Origin of the sequence: Formosa bonchosmolovskayae, from assembly GCF_051016085.1 — a bacterium.
Lineage (GTDB): Bacteria > Bacteroidota > Bacteroidia > Flavobacteriales > Flavobacteriaceae > Formosa.
Genome location: NZ_CP174605.1, coordinates 1480925 through 1499045 on the forward strand (window position 1 = coordinate 1480925; position 18121 = coordinate 1499045).

Below are 18121 nucleotides of genomic sequence, written 5' to 3' on the forward strand. Positions count from 1 at the left end.
TTATAACTTCGATTACTTTCAACTTTAATTTTTAAAAAATTTTAAAGTGAAAAACTTTCCCCGCATCCACAAGTTCTATTTGCGTTAGGGTTGTTAAACACGAAGCCTGCACCATTTAAACCTCCTGAATATTCCAGAGTGGTTCCAATTAAGTACAAAAAGCTTTTTTTATCAACAATAATTTTTACACCATTGTCTTCGAAGACCTTGTCGTCTTCTTGTTGTTCCTTGTCAAATTTTAAATCGTATGACAGACCAGAACAACCACCACTTTTTACACCCACACGCACGTAGTCGGTAGTGGCGTTATACCCATCGTCGGTCATAAGTTCAATGACTTTCTTTTTGGCTGTTTCAGATACTTTTATCATAAATTAAATTAGATTAATTCTAAAGAGATTGCGAATATACAATTTAAGTAGGTTATTTCCATGTAACCTTACATTATATTAACTAATAGTTAGATTGATTTTGACTATTGTTTTTGAAAACTTAAATTGTTTACGATATGTTTAATTTAGAACGTTAAAATGAGATTTTTTGAGACTATTTTATTGTTTTTAATACGATTTGTTTTTTTTACAAAAGGAAGTGCTTTAAATGGTTCATATTTAACGTTGTAGTGTTGTTGTTTTTTCGATTATTTTAAAATAGTAGCTGATTTTTATGCGCTTTTTTACTTCGTTACGGTGTCTTGTGATGTTATGAAATGAATCCAGTCTATTTTAAATTTAAAACCTATTTGAGTGTTTTAAATTCAATTAAAAAAGAGGCTTTTTTGAAGCGCTGTAGGCCCAATGTTGATTACCTGTTTTAAAAATATGATTTTTGTCATAGTTTGTTTGCGGGAAGTTTTTAAGTATTCTTAATATTTCAACTTTTCAAGTTGTTTACTATTTCGGAATGCTAATTGCAAAATCAGTGCCTGCTTTAGTAATAATTAAAAATAAGCTTCTTATTTTTGCAGTATGATAGAAGATAAAAATCAACAACGTACAGAATTAAGTCAGTTAGGTGAATTCGGACTTATCGATCATCTGACTAAGCATTTCGAAATAAAACAAGAAACTACAATAAAGGGTATTGGAGACGATGCTGCTGTTTTAGATTTTAAAGATCAGCAAGTTGTAATTACAACAGATTTGTTAGTTGAAGGCGTGCATTTTGATTTGAGCTATATGCCTTTAAAACATTTGGGTTACAAGGCTGTAATTGTAAATTTATCTGATGTATTTGCTATGAATGCAAATGCAACACAAATCACAGTGTCTATCGCGATGTCTAACCGTTTTCCTTTAGAAGCTATTGAAGAATTATATGCTGGAATTGAAACGGCAGCTAAAACATATGGCGTAGATGTTGTAGGGGGAGACACAACCTCGTCTACTACAGGTTTGCTAATTTCGGTTACTGCTTTAGGGACAGTGTCTAAAGACGATGTGGTGTATAGAAATGGTGCAAAACCAAACGATTTATTAGTTGTTACAGGTGATATTGGGAGCGCGTACATGGGACTTCAGGTTTTAGAACGCGAAAAGGAAGTTTTTAAGGTCAATCCAAATAGCCAGCCAGATTTAGAACCGTATACGTATATCATCGAGCGTCAGTTAAAACCTGAAGCAAGACAGGATATTATAAAATTACTGAAAGATTTAGAGGTTAAGCCAACATCTATGATTGATATTAGCGACGGACTATCTTCAGAAATTATTCATTTGTGTAAACAAAGTAAAGTGGGATGCGATTTATACGAAAACAAAATCCCTTTAGATCCGCAATTTATTAGTACTTGTGAAGAGTTTGATATCGATGGAACTACAATAGCCTTAAGCGGTGGTGAAGATTACGAATTGTTATTTACTATATCTCAGGAAGATTTTCCTAAAATTAAAGCCAATCCAAATTTAACGGTAATTGGATTTATGACTGAAGAAAATGCAGGAATGCATTTGGTGACACGAGCAGAAACTAAAATTCCTTTAGTGGCACAAGGTTGGAATGCTTTAGACGATAAATAATTATATTTAAAACCTAACAGCTCAGAAGATTTACACTGTATAAAGTGTTCTTTTCTGAGCTTTTTTTTTGCCTAAATCTGTGAGTATTGGCTAAGTCTTTTCGTTGTAAAAAATAGCTGATTATGACTAAAATAAACGGACTAAATGAGTTATTACTTTACTCGATAAAGTTTAGTAGTTCGTGTAGCATGTCGTCTTCGTTTTCAATATGACTCATGTGTCCACCACTTAACTCTACTAATTTCACTTCTGTGTTTGCTGTTTGTTGTAAGATAATCTCGGGGTCCATTACCGGATCGTTCTTACCATAAATAATCATTTTTCGATATGGTGAAAAGTGTAATAAAACCTCTAGATCATTTCTTATTTTCATCCCTTCTTGAGCTGCGATATAGCCTTGGATGGGTGTGTTTAGGGCTTCGTCTTTAATCCACTGTATGTCCTTGGCAAATTTCTTCGTGTTTTCTGGTCTAAACAAATTGGACACAGACATACTAACCACAGTGCTATAATTTGTCTTTGCGGCCTGAATGGCTCGATTTCTTAATTTAACACGATCTTCTTGGTCGGGCTTAGCATGCGAATTCAGTAAAACCAAACCTTTTATGTTGTCTGGTAAGCGTTCGGCTAACACTAAAGCGACATAGCCACCCATGGAGTGCCCTACAATATGGTATCGCCTAATTTTTAAATGATTTAAAACAGTCTGTACAGCATCGGCCATCATATCCATTGTGTGTATGTAGCCTATGCAGGCCGTTTCTCCATGGCCTAATAAATCAATACAAATAACTCGATTTTTCTTAGCTAAAACGGGAGCTATGCGTTTCCACATGCTGCTGTTTTCTAAAAACCCATGAAGTAGAATAATTGCAGTACCCTTGCCTTCGTCGCTAAAATAAATAGGAGAACCTTTATGTTGTAAAATCATAATTAATAAATGTTAAAACAAAGATAATAATCATAGGTTAATTATCGTGTAATAATATAAAGGAGCTCGTCTTTTAAAGCGTATTTAGATATTATTGGATTACGAAATCGCTTGTGTGACATACGTTACACTTTGTTAAAAAAGTTTGGTCCAAATTTGTATAGAAACTAAGAGGTACAATGAAAAGAATTATAGTAATTGGAGGGTTATCGGCAGGACCATCTGCAGCGGCCAAAGCGAGAAGAGAAAACGAACAAGCAGAAATTATTTTATTTGAGAAAGGCGCAAATATAAGTTATGCCACTTGTGGTATGCCGTATGCTTTTTCTGGAGTAATAGAAAGTAGAGAAAATTTACTTGTTGTAAAGCCAGCTTTGCTTAAAACGCGATTTAATATTGATGTCCGTTTAAATGAAGAAATTATAAGGATAAATACCAAAGAAAAAATTGTTTACTCTAAAGCCGATGGCTATCGATACGATACTTTGGTGTTCGCGACGGGGGCGAGTTCTGTGGTGCCACCAATCGATAACATAAAATTAGCTCAGGGGTGGTCTACGTGTCGCTCTATGGTGGATTTCGATAAAATTACAAATGAAGGACTGACTAGTGTTTCTAAGCATATCACAGTAGTTGGAGGCGGATTAATTGGTGTTGAGGTTGCCGAAAATTTAAAAGAGGCAGGGAAAGATGTCACGCTTATTGAAGGATCTCCGTATGTTTTAAATATGTGGGAAGAAAAATTCGCAAAGTTTGGAGAGGCGGTTCTAGTTTCAAAAGGGATTGAGGTGCTATCAGGAACCTTTGTGTCTAAATTTGACATCGATAAAAACGGAAAAATTTTAGCAGTGATTACAAGCGATGGTAAGCATATTCCAACAGATTTTGTAATCTTAAGTGCCGGAATTAAACCCAATACACAATTACTTTTAGATGAAGGTGCAGAAGCTATTGGAAATGGTGCTTTAAAAGTAAATGAGTTTATGGAAACGTCCATTAAAGATGTGTTTGCGGCAGGAGATAATATTTCAATTAGAAATTTACAAACCAACGAAGATGATTATTTTCCTCTAGGAACGCATTCTAATAAAGCAGGACGTGCGGCGGGATCAAATGCCACAGCAGGAAATATAACTTTTAAGGGTGCTTATAAAACAGCTATTGTTAAGGTGTTTGATTATACTTTGGCAAGAACAGGGATGAATGCTACTGCTTTAAATAAAAACGGAATCGATTTTAAATCTGTTTTAGTAGTTGCGGGTTCAACGCCTAGTTATTATCCAAATCCTAAAGATTTAATTATAGAATTGTATTACAGTCCGCAAACAGACGAGATTTTGGGAGCGGAGCTGTTTGGAGAATACGGTGTAGATAAACGGGTAGATGTTTTAAGCACGGCGATTTATGCTAAATTAAAAGTAACCGATTTACCGCGATTAGATTTGGCTTATGCACCACCTTTTTCACCTGCCAAAGATCCCGTTGTTGTAGCGGGTTTTGTGATTGAAAATATTTTAAATAATAAAAGTAATCAGATTTCGGTCGAAGCATTAGATCGCTTTATGGAAAGTTCAGCTAAAGAAGACTACCTGTTATTAGATGTTAGAAATGAGAACGAATATAAAAAAGGAACCATTCCTGGGGCTGTTAATTGTCCGTTAGATACGTTAAGACAACATATTGATAGTGTTCTTGTTCAGGAGAAAAAAGTAATAGTGTTCTGTCAGAAAGGATTGCGTGGATATTTGGCAGAATCCATTCTTAGACATAGCGGTGTTACCGATATTCTTAATATAGGAGGTGGTTATAAAATTTGGGAGATGTATAGCGATAAAATTGAATATCCAAACTTATAATACTTTGGTTATTGATTAGTCTAAGTAAATACGTCATGCAGAATTTATTTTAGCATCATATAAAACAATGTAAAAGAGTGAAGTGTGAGGCCTTTAAACAAGTGTAGGTTGACGTTTAGCCATGTATCGTATTTAAAAAAGTTATTGATAATCGTTAGCTAAATTCCTTTTTATAGAATAAAAAAACGTTGCTTTTAAATAGTTTAGAAGCAACGTTTTTTGTAAATATTATTGGTTTGCCCACTAAAGTGCCTCAACTCAACTACTAACTACTAACTGTGTAAGCGTTTAATGGCAGAGAACGCTTTGTTTACATAGCCTTCTTCCACTAAAACGGTAAACTCGTTTGTTGTTGAAACCACTTCGTAAAGCGTAATGCCTTCCCAAGCCAAACGTTTAAAGATCTGATAGTACAAACCAGCAATTTTAGTGTTGTCTGCAGGCAGATTTATGCTGATTGCTGAAAGGTGATTCTGAAGTCCTATTTGGTCCTCATTAGAAAACAAAGTGTCGATGTGGTGTTGTTCTGAGCTAGAAATAACAATATTGCTTTCGTGAATTCCACGGGTAAACGCGTAGAAAATATTCGATTTATCTCCGATTTTTTGAATGACTTTGGCGTGACTTTCAAATAACGTTTTGGAGTTTTTAAAGGTGTAGTTCGATAAATTAGAACGTACCGTAATATCTCCTAAGCTATTTAATACACGTTTTAGTCGTACCGAATTTCCTAAATCTTTGGGTGGCGAATAACGGCGTAAAGCCATCATAATTGCACCAGATTTTACCGGTTTTCTGAGCATTTCTGTAATAGGCTCTACCAACTCGTTGGCTAAAGCAGAGTAATTTACAATGTTTCTAGAAATGGCTTCCTCTAAAAAAGGTTGCGCTAATAAAATTTCTTCTACACAAGAGGCTATAGTTCTCATTTGTTAATTATTTAACAATTTGTACAAATTTAGAACAAATTTTTCATTTTTATTTTAATTCGTTTAACTCTAATTACATTTGAACCTTTAAAACTAAAAATTATGCTTGTATTAAAATTTGGAGGAACTTCTGTAGGGTCGGTAAAAAACATGACCAACGTAAAAAGTATCGTATCAGAAGGTGGTAGAAAAGTTGTCGTGTTGTCGGCGATGTCGGGAACTACAAATGCTTTAGTTGAAATATCGAAAACCATTACTGAAGGAAAATCTGAGGAGGCTTTAACGCTAGTAGAAACCTTATATCAGAATTATGTGGTTGTTGTGAACGATTTGTTTTCGAAACAAGAATTTATAGATGAATCTTTACAATATATAGATGGTGTTTTTAGTGAGTTAAGAGATTTAACCACGCAACCCACAAACAAGTTATTGTATAAAATAATTGTGTCTAAAGGTGAGTTGTTATCTACATTTATGTTTAGTCGTTTTTTACAGCAAGACGGTATAAAAGCAACTTTAATTTCGGCTTTCGACTTTATGCGAACAGATCGATTACAAGAACCAGATTCGTTTTACATAAAACAGAATTTAGAGCGTGTTTTAAACGATAATTTAGATACTGAAATTTTTATTACACAAGGTTTTATTTGTTTAGATGCCGATGGGCAGGTTTCTAATTTAGAACGTGGAGGTAGTGATTTTACTGCAAGTATTATTGGTGCTGCTGTTGGTGCTGAAGAAGTTCAGATTTGGACCGATATTGATGGATTCCATAATAACGATCCAAGATTTGTACACGACACCGATGCTATCTCGCATTTATCATTCGATGAGGCTGCTGAATTGGCGTATTTTGGAGCGAAAATTTTACATCCGCAAACAGTTATGCCGGTACGTGATTTAAAAATACCTGTGCGTATAAAAAATACTATGGAGCCTGCTGCGCATGGAACATTAATTGATGATTCTGCCGAAGGTGAAGGTATAAAAGCTATTGCTGCTATCGATGGTATTACAGCCATAAAAATCAAGTCGGCTAGAATGCTTCAAGCGTCTGGTTTCTTGAAAAAAGTATTCGAGATTTTTGAGAAATATCATACGTCAATCGATATGATTACAACTTCCGAAATAGCAGTGTCTTTAACTATAGACGATCCTACATATTTAAAAGATATTGTAGCAGAATTAGAAGAGTTTTCTAAAGTAGAGGTAGATACGCATAGAACGATTGTTTGTGTGGTAGGAAACAATATTGTGCATCACCCAGACACACATAAATTATTTCAAATTTTACAAGATATAAACATTAGAATGATCTCTTACGGCGGAAGTAATAACAATATTTCTCTATTAATAAATACTAGCGATAAAACGGAAACACTTCAGAAATTACATCGTTACGTATTTGAAACGGCATTGGCTTAAACGTAAATTAACAATAAGAAAATGACGTATAGAAACGCTGTCGAAAACGATCTGAAATCTGTTGCTGTATTATTTGATGCATATCGCGTTTTTTATAACAAAGAAACCGATGTAAAAAGTGCTGTAACGTTTCTCTCTGAAAGACTAAAACATAGAGATTCTGAAATTTTTGTTGCAGAAAATGAAAAGGGGCAATTAGTAGGTTTCGTGCAGTTGTATCCATTGTTTTCTTCTACAAGAATGGAGAAGCTGTGGCTCTTAAACGATTTGTTTGTGACTCCCGATTTTAGAGGGAAAGGCGTGTCTGTAAAATTAATTGAAATTGCTAAAAATTTAGTTAGGGAAACTCATGCTTGTGGCATGTTTTTGGAGACGAGTAAATCGAATATAGTTGGAAATAAATTATATCCAAAAACGGGCTTTAAATTAAACGAAGATTCCAATTATTACGAGTGGAATAATTGCTAAAAACCTATTACGACAATTTATTAACTGTTCAGATTAATTATAATTAGGTAAAAACGGAACCTTTAGTGGGGTTCCGTTTTTTTTATGAATTTATATTATTTAAAAGGAGTAGCCAATACGTAAATGAAGGTTGGCGGCAACTGCATTTTTATCGCCGTAATAATAGTCGTCTTTATTGACTAAGTAGCGACCGTAGCCTAGGCCAATGCCTGCTTCGTAATTAAAATGATTCCCAATATGTCTCCGGATTCCCCAAGTCGGAATAATTAATATGTCTCCTATAAAATTTATATGGTCTGCGTCCGAAATCGTAAACCAATCCGGGTGATAACTTGTTTTAATGGATACAAAATTTCCTGTATTATTTGCAGTGTGTCTACCTTTTTTGGTGCGTTTCTTTAAATTGTAATACCAGCGAGGTTCTACGGTAATTCCAGGTGTAAGTAAAAAGCCGTCTATGTCGTTAATATCATTACCCCAAACTCCAGCGTCAAGACCAATTTCACTGCGTAAAGCAATGCTGTTTGTTAGTCGGGTTTCATTATAGCCATAAAGTCCCAGAAATCCTGTTTGTATGCCGTAAATAGATTTTTCGACACTTGTAGTCTGGGCGTTTGCAATTATTGAAATGATTAAAAAAGAGAACGTAAATAGATGGTTTTTCATAATAGTTGGCTGCGTATAAACGAATCAAATATCATAAAAAAAAAGCAGAACTCCATGTAGAGTTCTGCTAAAATATATTTGTGTGATATTAATGGTTAAATACCAATTTTGCTTTTTATCTCTAAAATTAGTTTTTCAGTATTTAAATCTCTTCCGCATGCATTTAAATGATACCATTGATTATACCAATAGTTTTCGGTATAAATGGAATTTTTGAAACTATTGATAAATTCAAACTCTTCATTTAGATACTGTAATCTAAATTTATTAATGTCAAAATTATTCTCTCTAATTGCAGGATATCTATAGAAAATTTTAGAGTTAAACTCACTTGCGATATATGTATTTATCTTTCTTAAAAAGCCTTGTTCAAAAGTATCATTCGTTATAAAGAACATATCTTCATTATTTATGCTACAATTTAAATAATCTTTGCTCCCTTGCATTTTAGGTGATGGACTAAAAGTATTTAGATTATTTTCATTAGATGGCTTTAGATAGCCTCTTTTTGTGCCTATGTCGTAAACGTCATTAATATTAAGTGTGAAAAAGCTTTGTAGAGATGGGATAGGGAAGTTGTAAAATGATTTCAATACCATGTCTAGATTAAAACCAATTTTTTGATTGCTTTTTAAAGGTAATAAAAACTCGGACTCGTATAAGCTATGAGGTAGGCACAGTATTATTATATCTTGGTCGGAAGGGTTTAATTGTTTAAGTTTATTTAATGTAGCGAAAAGACCGCTAGGAGCATTAAGATTACATCCTATTACATCATAATTTTCAAATGTTTTGTTTAATAAGGGGTAGTCTATATTGTGTTCTAAGTTAGAAGATCCGACAAGAATTATTTTATGTTTATTAGAATCTACACCGTAAAAATCGTTCGAGGATTGATTAGTGAATGTCGGAATTAAAAGGATAAAAGTTATTAATTTATAAAAAATCAAAAGTACTCCGAAACGAAAAATATTTATTAGAAATGTTCTCATGTTTAAAAATCAAAGTATATAAATTCTTGCGCTTTAGAATTATCGAAATTCTCAATTATTATTATAGAGATAAATAAAAAGAACATCCAGTTTAATTTGTGCTTTTTGAAAAAATCCTTCTCTATTGCATATTGGTTTTCTCTTCCAATCCACTCGATTACTATAAAAAATAATAGAAAACACATGGTAATTAGTGAGTCTCGTCTCCCGTAATAGTTTGGGATAATAAATAATGAAGTAGAGAAAAGATTATCGATGTATATGAATGCTTGAGTTACATTTTCGGCACGAAAGAAAATCCATGCAAACATGGTTAAGGAAAAAGTTAAGCATATTTTTAAAAAGTCTTTTGCAGAAGGGAGTAATTTGTTTTTTGCAACAACTTGAATGTTGTTCCTGTTGTTATTAGTTAATAGTAAAGGTAGGAAATAGATAGCGTTTAATGCTCCCCAGATTATAAACGTCCAGTTTGCTCCATGCCAAAACCCACTTACTATAAATATTATGAAAGTATTTCTTATTTTCATCCTAATACCTCCTTTGCTTCCTCCTAAAGGAATGTAGAGATAATCTCTAAACCAAGTTGAAAGCGAAATGTGCCATCTTCTCCAAAACTCTGCGATGTCTCTTGAAAAATAAGGAAAGGCAAAATTTTGCTTTAAATCGAAACCAAATAATCGACTAACTCCTATGGCTATATCAGAATATCCTGAAAAATCGCAATAAATCTGAAAAGAAAAGAATAAAGCGCCTAGTACTAAGGTGCTTCCTTGGTAGTGACCATGCTCTGAAAGAAATTGGCTAGCATGAGTATTATTAAAAATTTCGTTAGCAAATCTTGCGCAATTATCTGCAATTACTATTTTTTTGAATAACCCCCATAGAATCTGTTTCATCCCATCTTTTGCGTCTGCATAAGAGAAGGTTCTTTGTTTTTTAAATTGCGGTAATAAATGTGTAGCTCTTTCAATTGGACCTGCAACTAGCTGTGGAAAAAAGCAGACAAAGGCGCAGAATTCTATAAAATCTTTAGTGGGTTCTAAGTTCTTTTTATAAACGTCGATTGTATAGCTTAACGTTTGAAATGTGTAAAAACTTATTCCAACAGGAAGAATAATGTTTAGTGTGTTTGTAGATAATTCATGTCCGAAAAATGAAAATGCTTGAGTAAAATTATCAATGAAGAAATTATAATATTTAAAGAATCCTAAGAAACCTAAATTTATTATTATACTGGTCCAAAGTAAGACCTTTCTTTTCTGGAGATTATCTTGTTTGGAAAGAAGTAGTCCAATATTATAATCTATTATTGTACTAAATAGTATAAGAGAGAGGAATCTCCAGTCCCACCAACCATAAAAAATATAACTAGCAACGACAATTAGGAAATTCTGTGTCTTTAGGTTTTTGTTTAATACAAACCAGTATAGAACAAAAACAATGGGAAGAAACACAGCAAAGTCAATAGAATTAAATAGCATTTTTTGAAATAGAAATGTTAAATTAAAAAGCAAACATAGTTTATTTCTGAAGACAATTATAGTATTATCTAAGTTTAAGATTTCTTATTGGTAAAAAAAAAGCAGAACATAAAATGCTCTGCTTTTTTTTTTTTTTATAAATAAATGAATTTTTAAGCATTCATCAAGTCCTCAATTTCGTCCGCTTCAATTGGAATATTGCGCATTAAATTAAATGGTTCTCCGTTTTCTTGAATTACGACATCGTCTTCAATTCTAATTCCGAAACCTTCTTCTGGAATGTAAAGTCCTGGCTCTACCGTGAATACCATGTTGGCTTGCATAGGCTCGGTTAAAATGCCATAATCGTGCGTATCTAATCCCATGTTGTGAGATGTGCCATGCATGAAGTATTTTTTGTATGCTGGCCAGTCTGGATTTTCGTTTTGTACATCGGCTTTGTCTAGTAAACCTAGTCCTAATAATTCCGAAGTCATAAGTTTTCCGACTTCAACATGGTAATCTGCCCAAATTGTCCCAGGAACAAGCATTTTTGTGGCTTCGTTTTTAACGCGGTTTATCGCATTGTACACTTGTTTTTGTCGGTCTGTAAATTTTCCTGATACTGGAATTGTTCTAGACATATCAGACGAGTAATTTGCATACTCTGCGCCAACATCTAACAATATTAAATCGCCAGCTTTACATTCTTGATTGTTTTCAATATAGTGTAATACGTTGGCATTATTTCCTGAAGCTACTATTGGTGTATATGCAAATCCTTTAGAGCGATTATTTAAAAATTCGTGCATAAATTCAGCTTCAATATTGTATTCCATAACGCCTGGCTTTACGAACTTTAAAATACGACGGAAGCCTTTTTCGGTAATATCGCAAGCTTGCTGAATTAAATCAATCTCTATTTGGTTTTTTACGGAGCGTAAACGTTGCAAAATCGGATTGCTTTTTGCAACACTGTGCGCTGGATATTGCTCTCGTAGCCACTTGTTAAAACGATCTTCGCGAGTTTCTGTTTCTACATTGGCTCTATAATGTTCGTTGGTGTTTACGTAAACCGTTTCACACTGTGTCATGATTTCTTTAAAAACACGTTCAAAATCTTGTAACCAATACACCGTTTTAACTCCTGAAGTTTTAAACGCGGCATCTTTATCTAATTTGGCACCTTCCCAAACAGCTATATGTTCGTTGGTTTCTGTTAAGAATAATATTTCGCGATGCTTTGGATTCGGGCAATCTGGAAATAAAACTAAAATACTGCTTTCTTGGTCTACACCGCTTAAGTAAAAAATATTGCGATCTTGTTGAAATGGTAACGCGCTATCTGCGCCAATAGGGTAAACGTCGTTGGAATTAAAAACAGCCAAGCTTTTCGGTTTCATTTGAGCTTTAAAATTTGCTCTATTCTGAATGAATAAGTCTGAATTTATGTGATGATATTTCATGTGAAATAAGTTTAAAATGATGATTTCTCAAAATTACATATATAATAGGTGTTGGTATAAATAGATTACTTAAAATGATGTTAAAGGTTTTAGTTTAAGACTACATTTAGTATTACTACGTAATTGTGTGTAGGTGTTGTCTACGTATTTACTAAAACTGCTGTTTTAAGTTAAAATTAGACGAACTTTAAAAGCAGAAGCTTAAAAGTTTTTGCGTCAACGTTTGACTTCTTTTTCATATCCTTGTAACACACTGTTTTGTAGTTGATTATAGGGTTCTTTAAAATCATTCTAAATATAAATTAAAAGGTCCGAGTTTTTGCCTATAAAACTATTCTAGTTTAAATTTGTTGGGAATAAAACTAATTATAAAAAAATGAGCGGATTTTTAAATTCATCAATAGGAAGAAAAGTTGCTATGGCGCTTTCAGCCTTCTTTCTTATGTTTTTCTTGCTTCAGCATTTTGCCATCAACATTTTATCGGTATTTAGTCCTGAGCTTTTTAACGAAGTATCCCATTTTATGGGAACAAATCCTTTAATTCAATTTGCGTTACAGCCGGTTTTAATATTTGGAGTTGTATTTCACTTTGTGATGGGGTTTGTATTAGAAATTAGAAACAGAAAAGCAAATGGTGTAAAGTATGCACAAAACAACGGTGCAGCAAATTCTACTTGGATGAGTAGAAATATGATTTGGAGTGGTGTTGCTATTTTAGCATTCATCATTTTACATTTTATCGATTTTTGGTTTCCAGAAATCAATACAAAGTTTATTAATGGCGATTGGTCTGGTACCATGGAAGGTGTAGAAGGTTTCCGTTATTACGAAGAATTAGTTCATAAATTTGCAAATCCTATTCGTGTGGGAGCTTATGTTATAGCATTCGTGTTTTTAGCATTACACTTATTACACGGTTTCACATCTGCGTTCCAATCTATGGGAGGAACAGCCGGAAGAAAAAAGACATTGCAAACTATAGGTAAAGCATACTCAATAATAATCCCTTTAGGATTTATCTTTATTGCACTTTATCATTTTTTTAACCATTAATCTTAAATACAAATGGCTTTAGATTCAAAAGTACCAGAAGGTCCAATTAAAGATAAATGGACAGATTACAAAAATCATATAGATCTTGTAAACCCTGCAAACAAACGTAATATAGATATTATTGTTGTTGGTACAGGTTTAGCAGGAGGTTCGGCAGCAGCAACGTTAGCCGAATTAGGATATAACGTAAAAGCATTTGCTTATCAAGATTCTCCTAGACGTGCGCACTCAATTGCGGCTCAAGGAGGGATAAATGCAGCAAAGAACTATCAAGGAGATGGGGATTCAAATTATAGATTATTTTACGATACCGTAAAAGGTGGAGATTACCGTTCTCGTGAAGCAAACGTTCACCGTTTGGCTGAGGTGTCTGGTAATATTATCGACCAATGTGTGGCTCAAGGGGTTCCTTTTGCACGTGATTACGGTGGACTATTAGATAACCGTTCGTTTGGTGGTGTATTAGTGTCAAGAACATTTTATGCTAAAGGACAAACAGGACAACAATTATTATTAGGAGCATATTCTGCAATGAACCGTCAGATTGCTCGTGGAAAGATTGAAATGTTCAATCGTCACGAAATGTTAGACGTTGTTAAAATTGGTGGAAAAGCTAGAGGAATTATCGCACGTAATTTAATTACAGGTGAAATAGAACGTCATTCTGCACATGCTGTAGTTATTGCAACTGGAGGATACGGAAATGTATATTTCTTATCGACTAATGCTATGGGGTCTAACGCTACGGCGGCTTGGAAAATTCATAAAAAAGGAGCGTATTTCGCAAACCCGTGTTATACACAAATTCACCCTACATGTATTCCACGTTCGGGAGATTATCAGTCTAAATTAACATTGATGTCTGAGTCTTTGCGTAACGATGGTCGTATTTGGGTTCCTGCTAAATTAGAAGATGCTAAAGCGATTCAACAAGGGAAATTAAAACCTACGGATATTGCTGAAGCAGATAGAGATTATTACTTAGAAAGACGTTACCCTGCCTTTGGTAACTTAGTACCTCGTGATGTGGCTTCTAGAGCCGCTAAAGAACGTTGTGATGCTGGTTACGGTGTTAACGCAACTGGTGAAGCGGTATACTTAGATTTCGCATTCGCTATTGAACGTTACGGAAAAGAGCAAGCTAAAATTCACGGTATAAAAGATGCTACTCCAGCTAAAATATACGAATTAGGACAAGCGATTGTTGAGGCGAAATACGGAAACTTATTCCAAATGTATGAGAAAATCGTAGATGAGAATCCATACAAAACGCCAATGATGATTTACCCGGCAACGCACTATACAATGGGTGGTATTTGGGTAGACTATAACTTAATGACTACTGTAGAAGGTCTTTACTGTATTGGTGAAGCAAACTTCTCTGATCACGGTGCAAACAGACTTGGAGCTTCGGCCTTAATGCAAGGTTTAGCCGATGGTTATTTTGTATTACCTTATACTATTGGAGATTATTTATCTCACGATATTAGAACCGGAAAAATTCCAACCAACACTCCAGAATTTGACGAAGTTGAAAAAGAAGTTAAAGATCGTATCGATTTCTTCGTTAACAACAAGGGAACAAAATCTGTAGATTACTTCCACAAAAAACTTGGAAAAGTAATGTGGGATAAAGTAGGAATGTCTAGAAACGAAAAAGGTTTAACAGAAGCTATGGCCGAAATTAAAGCGATTCGTGAAGAATTCTGGAAAGAAGTTAAGGTTCCTGGTTCTGCAAACGAAATGAACGTAGAACTAGAAAAAGCTGGACGTGTAGCAGATTTCTTAGAATTAGGAGAATTGTTCGCTAAAGATGCTTTAGTAAGAAGAGAATCTTGTGGAGGTCACTTTAGAGAAGAGTCGGTAGAATTAGACGGTGAGCAAAAAGGTGAAGCAAAACGTGACGATGTTAACTTTGCGTTTGTATCGGCTTGGGAATACAAAGGAGAACCTGCAGATGCGGTTCTACATAAAGAAGAATTAGAATTTAAAGATATTGAACTGAAACAACGTTCATACAAATAAGATTGACATTATGGATAATATGAATCTAACGCTTAAGATTTGGAGACAAAAAGACTCAAGTACAAAGGGTCAAATGGTCGATTATAAAGTAACTGATATCTCAGAACATATGTCTTTTCTTGAAATGATGGATGTTCTTAACGAACAATTAGTAAACTCTGGCGAACAGCCAGTAGCTTTCGATCATGATTGTCGTGAAGGAATTTGTGGTATGTGTTCTTTATATATTAATGGCGAAGCTCACGGTCCAGACCGTGGAATCACAACCTGTCAATTACACATGAGAATGTTTAATGATGGCGATACCATTACTATCGAACCATGGAGAGCAGCAGCTTTCCCGGTAATAAAGGATTTAATTGTAGATAGAATGGCTTTCGAACGTATACAGCAAGCAGGAGGTTATATTTCTGTAAATACGTCTGGAAATACACAAGATGCAAACTCGTTACCAATTTCTAAGATCGCTGCCGACGAAGCTATGGATGCTGCAGCATGTATTGGTTGTGGTGCTTGTGTTGCAAGTTGTAAAAACTCTTCTGCGATGTTATTCGTAGGAGCTAAAGTATCTCAATACGCATTATTACCACAAGGTCAAGTTGAAGCTGCCGAACGTGTTAAAAACATGGTTGCGCAAATGGATCTTGAAGGTTTTGGTAACTGTACCAACACTGGAGCATGCGAGGTAGAATGTCCTAAAGGCATTTCTTTAGACAACATTGCACGTATGAATAGAGAATTTATGAAAGCAAATGTAAAAGGATAATCTAAACCTTTTAATTGTTATAATATAAGAATCCCAAGCACACAGCTTGGGATTTTTTGTTTAGTTTTATCCGTGTTATTTAATTACATATATTTTCCCGAATGAAATCTCCAATCACTTTTTATAAAGAACAAGCCCAAATTCATCAAGTAAAAGCTACTGCACTTAATAAACAAATGCGACTACTAAGTATTTTGCGATTAGTGGTGTTTGTAGTAGCTGCATATGCTGTGTATTTAACGTTTTCTAATTGGCAAGTTGCAGTAGCTATTGCTGTAGTTGGAATAAGCTTGTTTTTGTTTTTATTACTGAAGTATACCAATATTAAACAGAAGCGTAATTTAGAAAAAGCTATTGTTGCAGTAAATGAAGATGAAATAAAGATTAAAAATGAAGGGTTTTTCGATCGTTTAGACGGTTTAGAGTTTCAAGATCCCTTACACGAATATTGTTTAGATATCGATTTGTTTGGACGTGGATCTTTTTTTCAGAACATTAATAGAACGTATATAAAAGAGGGTACAGAGAAGCTTTCCGAAGCACTTAAAGCAAATGAAATTGATAATATAACAACACGGCAGGAAGCCATTAAAGAACTTTCAGATAAAGCCATTTGGAGACAGAATTATAGTGCTATTGCTAGTTTGATACAGGTTGAAACACCTGCTAAAACTATTAATGAGTGGTTGTCTAATTACAAACCTAAATTCAAACCTTTTCTAAAAGTATTACCTTGGATATTCACACTTGTAACATTAATAATTTTTGCTTTTGTGTATGTAAATATGGTGACTGCAAATTTATTAGGAATTTGGTTGTTACTGGGATTAGTAACTACGGGAATCTATTTAAAATCTATAAACATTATCGCATCTAAAACAGATAAGTTAAAGGAGACTTTTAAGCAGTATGCCGGTTTACTAGATAAAATTGAACAAGAAACTTTTCAATCGGAATTACTGATTGAAAAACAAAAAATGATTACTCAAGACCGAGAGAAAGCTTCAGAAATATTTTCAGAATTATCTCGATTATTAGATCGTTTAGATAATCGGAATAATTTAATATCTGCTATTTTCGGAAATGGATTCTTTTTACTCGATATTAAAAACGCTTATGCTATCGAGCAATGGATAAAGAAATACGCCCATAAAACAACAGACTGGTTCGATGTGATTTCATTTTTCGATGCGTATAACTCATTAGGAAATTATACCTTCAATAATCCTGAATTTATCATCCCAGAAATCAATAAAAATCATGATGTCATTTTAGCTAAAAACTTAGGACATCCGTTGTTAAAAGCAGAGAAGCGCGTAGATAACGATCTAAACATTAAAAACGAAGAGTTTTTTATTATCACTGGTGCAAACATGGCTGGGAAAAGTACGTTTCTTAGAACCGTTTCCTTGCATATTGTTATGGCGAATGTGGGGCTTCCTGTGTGTGCCGAAACAAGTACTTACAATCCGATCAAGTTAATTACAAGTATGCGTACAAGCGATTCATTAACCGATGATAGTTCGTACTTCTTTTCGGAATTAACGCGTTTAAAATACATTGTAGATGCCATACAAACCGATCGTTATTTTATTGTTTTAGATGAAATTTTAAAAGGAACAAATAGTACCGATAAAGCAATTGGTTCGCGTAAATTTGTCGAGAAATTAGTAGCCTCGAATGCAACAGGAATTATTGCGACGCACGACTTGAGTTTATGTGAGATTTCGGAAGAATTATCAGAAGTGAAAAACCATTATTTTGATGCAGAAATTATTAACGACGAATTACACTTTGATTATACATTTAAAGATGGAATTTGCCAGAATATGAACGCTAGTTTTTTACTTAAAAAAATGGAAATTATATAAGGTTCAAAAATCTTAAAAATTTTTAAATAAGTGTTGTTTTAAGAATTGTTGTTTTTTTGAATTCCATGGTGATTTTACTACATTATTTTTATTCCTAGAAGTTGAATATTTTTTAATAAAAACTTAAGGATTTTAGTGATTTTAATAGCTGTAATTTAGTTGGTTAAGGATATTTTTGTTTCTGTTTTAATCTT

Annotated in this window: 15 protein-coding genes; 8 read left to right on the forward strand and 7 right to left on the reverse strand. The window is 33.9% G+C overall.

Annotated elements, in window-relative coordinates; genetic code table 11:
- Window positions 1-41: 41 nt before the first annotated feature.
- Window positions 42-371: a HesB/IscA family protein gene (locus tag ACKC83_RS06170; RefSeq protein WP_414035644.1), complete on the reverse strand. Its 330-nt coding sequence runs from the start codon at window positions 369-371 to the stop codon at window positions 42-44.
- 597 nt (window positions 372-968) lie between these two features.
- Here ACKC83_RS06170 and thiL point away from each other — a divergent pair.
- Entirely contained in the window at window positions 969-2018 is a 1050-nt protein-coding gene (thiL, locus tag ACKC83_RS06175; protein WP_414035643.1) for a thiamine-phosphate kinase, read from the forward strand.
- Between the two features lie 157 nt (window positions 2019-2175).
- Here the strand turns inward: thiL and ACKC83_RS06180 are convergent, their stop codons facing one another.
- Window positions 2176-2949, reverse strand: coding sequence for an alpha/beta fold hydrolase (locus ACKC83_RS06180; RefSeq protein ID WP_414035642.1), 774 nt, complete (start codon window positions 2947-2949; stop codon window positions 2176-2178).
- A 179-nt stretch (window positions 2950-3128) separates the two neighbouring features.
- On the opposite strand from ACKC83_RS06180, the gene ACKC83_RS06185 reads away from it, so the two are divergent.
- Window positions 3129-4805, forward strand: coding sequence for an FAD-dependent oxidoreductase (locus ACKC83_RS06185; RefSeq protein WP_434037404.1), 1677 nt, complete (start codon window positions 3129-3131; stop codon window positions 4803-4805).
- 272 nt (window positions 4806-5077) lie between these two features.
- Here ACKC83_RS06185 and ACKC83_RS06190 read toward each other — a convergent pair whose 3' ends face one another.
- Entirely contained in the window at window positions 5078-5734 is a 657-nt protein-coding gene (locus ACKC83_RS06190) for a hypothetical protein (protein ID WP_414035640.1), read from the reverse strand.
- 102 nt (window positions 5735-5836) lie between these two features.
- Between ACKC83_RS06190 and ACKC83_RS06195 the strand changes: the two genes are divergently transcribed.
- Entirely contained in the window at window positions 5837-7159 is a 1323-nt protein-coding gene (locus ACKC83_RS06195) for an aspartate kinase (protein WP_434037405.1), read from the forward strand.
- A 21-nt stretch (window positions 7160-7180) separates the two neighbouring features.
- A complete protein-coding gene (locus tag ACKC83_RS06200) occupies window positions 7181-7627 on the forward strand; it encodes a GNAT family N-acetyltransferase (RefSeq protein WP_434037406.1) in 447 nt (148 codons plus the stop codon).
- Window positions 7628-7726: 99 nt separating this feature from the next.
- Here the strand turns inward: ACKC83_RS06200 and ACKC83_RS06205 are convergent, their stop codons facing one another.
- From ACKC83_RS06205 to ACKC83_RS06220, 4 genes are all read right to left on the reverse strand, one after another.
- Window positions 7727-8293, reverse strand: coding sequence for a hypothetical protein (locus tag ACKC83_RS06205; RefSeq protein ID WP_434037407.1), 567 nt, complete (start codon window positions 8291-8293; stop codon window positions 7727-7729).
- A gap of 95 nt (window positions 8294-8388) precedes the next feature.
- Window positions 8389-9285 (reverse strand): hypothetical protein, encoded by an 897-nt coding sequence (locus ACKC83_RS06210; protein ID WP_434037408.1) that lies wholly within the window; start codon window positions 9283-9285, stop codon window positions 8389-8391.
- A gap of 2 nt (window positions 9286-9287) precedes the next feature.
- Window positions 9288-10766, reverse strand: a complete 1479-nt coding sequence (locus tag ACKC83_RS06215) for an MBOAT family O-acyltransferase (protein ID WP_434037409.1) — start codon at window positions 10764-10766, stop codon at window positions 9288-9290.
- Between the two features lie 152 nt (window positions 10767-10918).
- Window positions 10919-12211: an aminopeptidase P family protein gene (locus tag ACKC83_RS06220; protein WP_434037410.1), complete on the reverse strand. Its 1293-nt coding sequence runs from the start codon at window positions 12209-12211 to the stop codon at window positions 10919-10921.
- A gap of 376 nt (window positions 12212-12587) precedes the next feature.
- Between ACKC83_RS06220 and ACKC83_RS06225 the strand changes: the two genes are divergently transcribed.
- The 4 genes from ACKC83_RS06225 (at window position 12588) to ACKC83_RS06240 (ending at window position 17927) form a co-directional block, all read left to right on the forward strand.
- A complete protein-coding gene (locus tag ACKC83_RS06225; protein WP_414035635.1) occupies window positions 12588-13265 on the forward strand; it encodes a succinate dehydrogenase cytochrome b subunit in 678 nt (225 codons plus the stop codon).
- A gap of 12 nt (window positions 13266-13277) precedes the next feature.
- Complete coding sequence (locus ACKC83_RS06230) at window positions 13278-15290, forward strand: fumarate reductase/succinate dehydrogenase flavoprotein subunit (RefSeq protein WP_434037411.1); 2013 nt, start codon at window positions 13278-13280, stop codon at window positions 15288-15290.
- Window positions 15291-15300: 10 nt separating this feature from the next.
- Window positions 15301-16056, forward strand: a complete 756-nt coding sequence (locus tag ACKC83_RS06235; RefSeq protein ID WP_038532388.1) for a succinate dehydrogenase/fumarate reductase iron-sulfur subunit — start codon at window positions 15301-15303, stop codon at window positions 16054-16056.
- Window positions 16057-16157: 101 nt separating this feature from the next.
- Window positions 16158-17927 (forward strand): MutS-related protein, encoded by a 1770-nt coding sequence (locus ACKC83_RS06240; protein WP_434037412.1) that lies wholly within the window; start codon window positions 16158-16160, stop codon window positions 17925-17927.
- Window positions 17928-18121 lie beyond the last annotated feature (194 nt).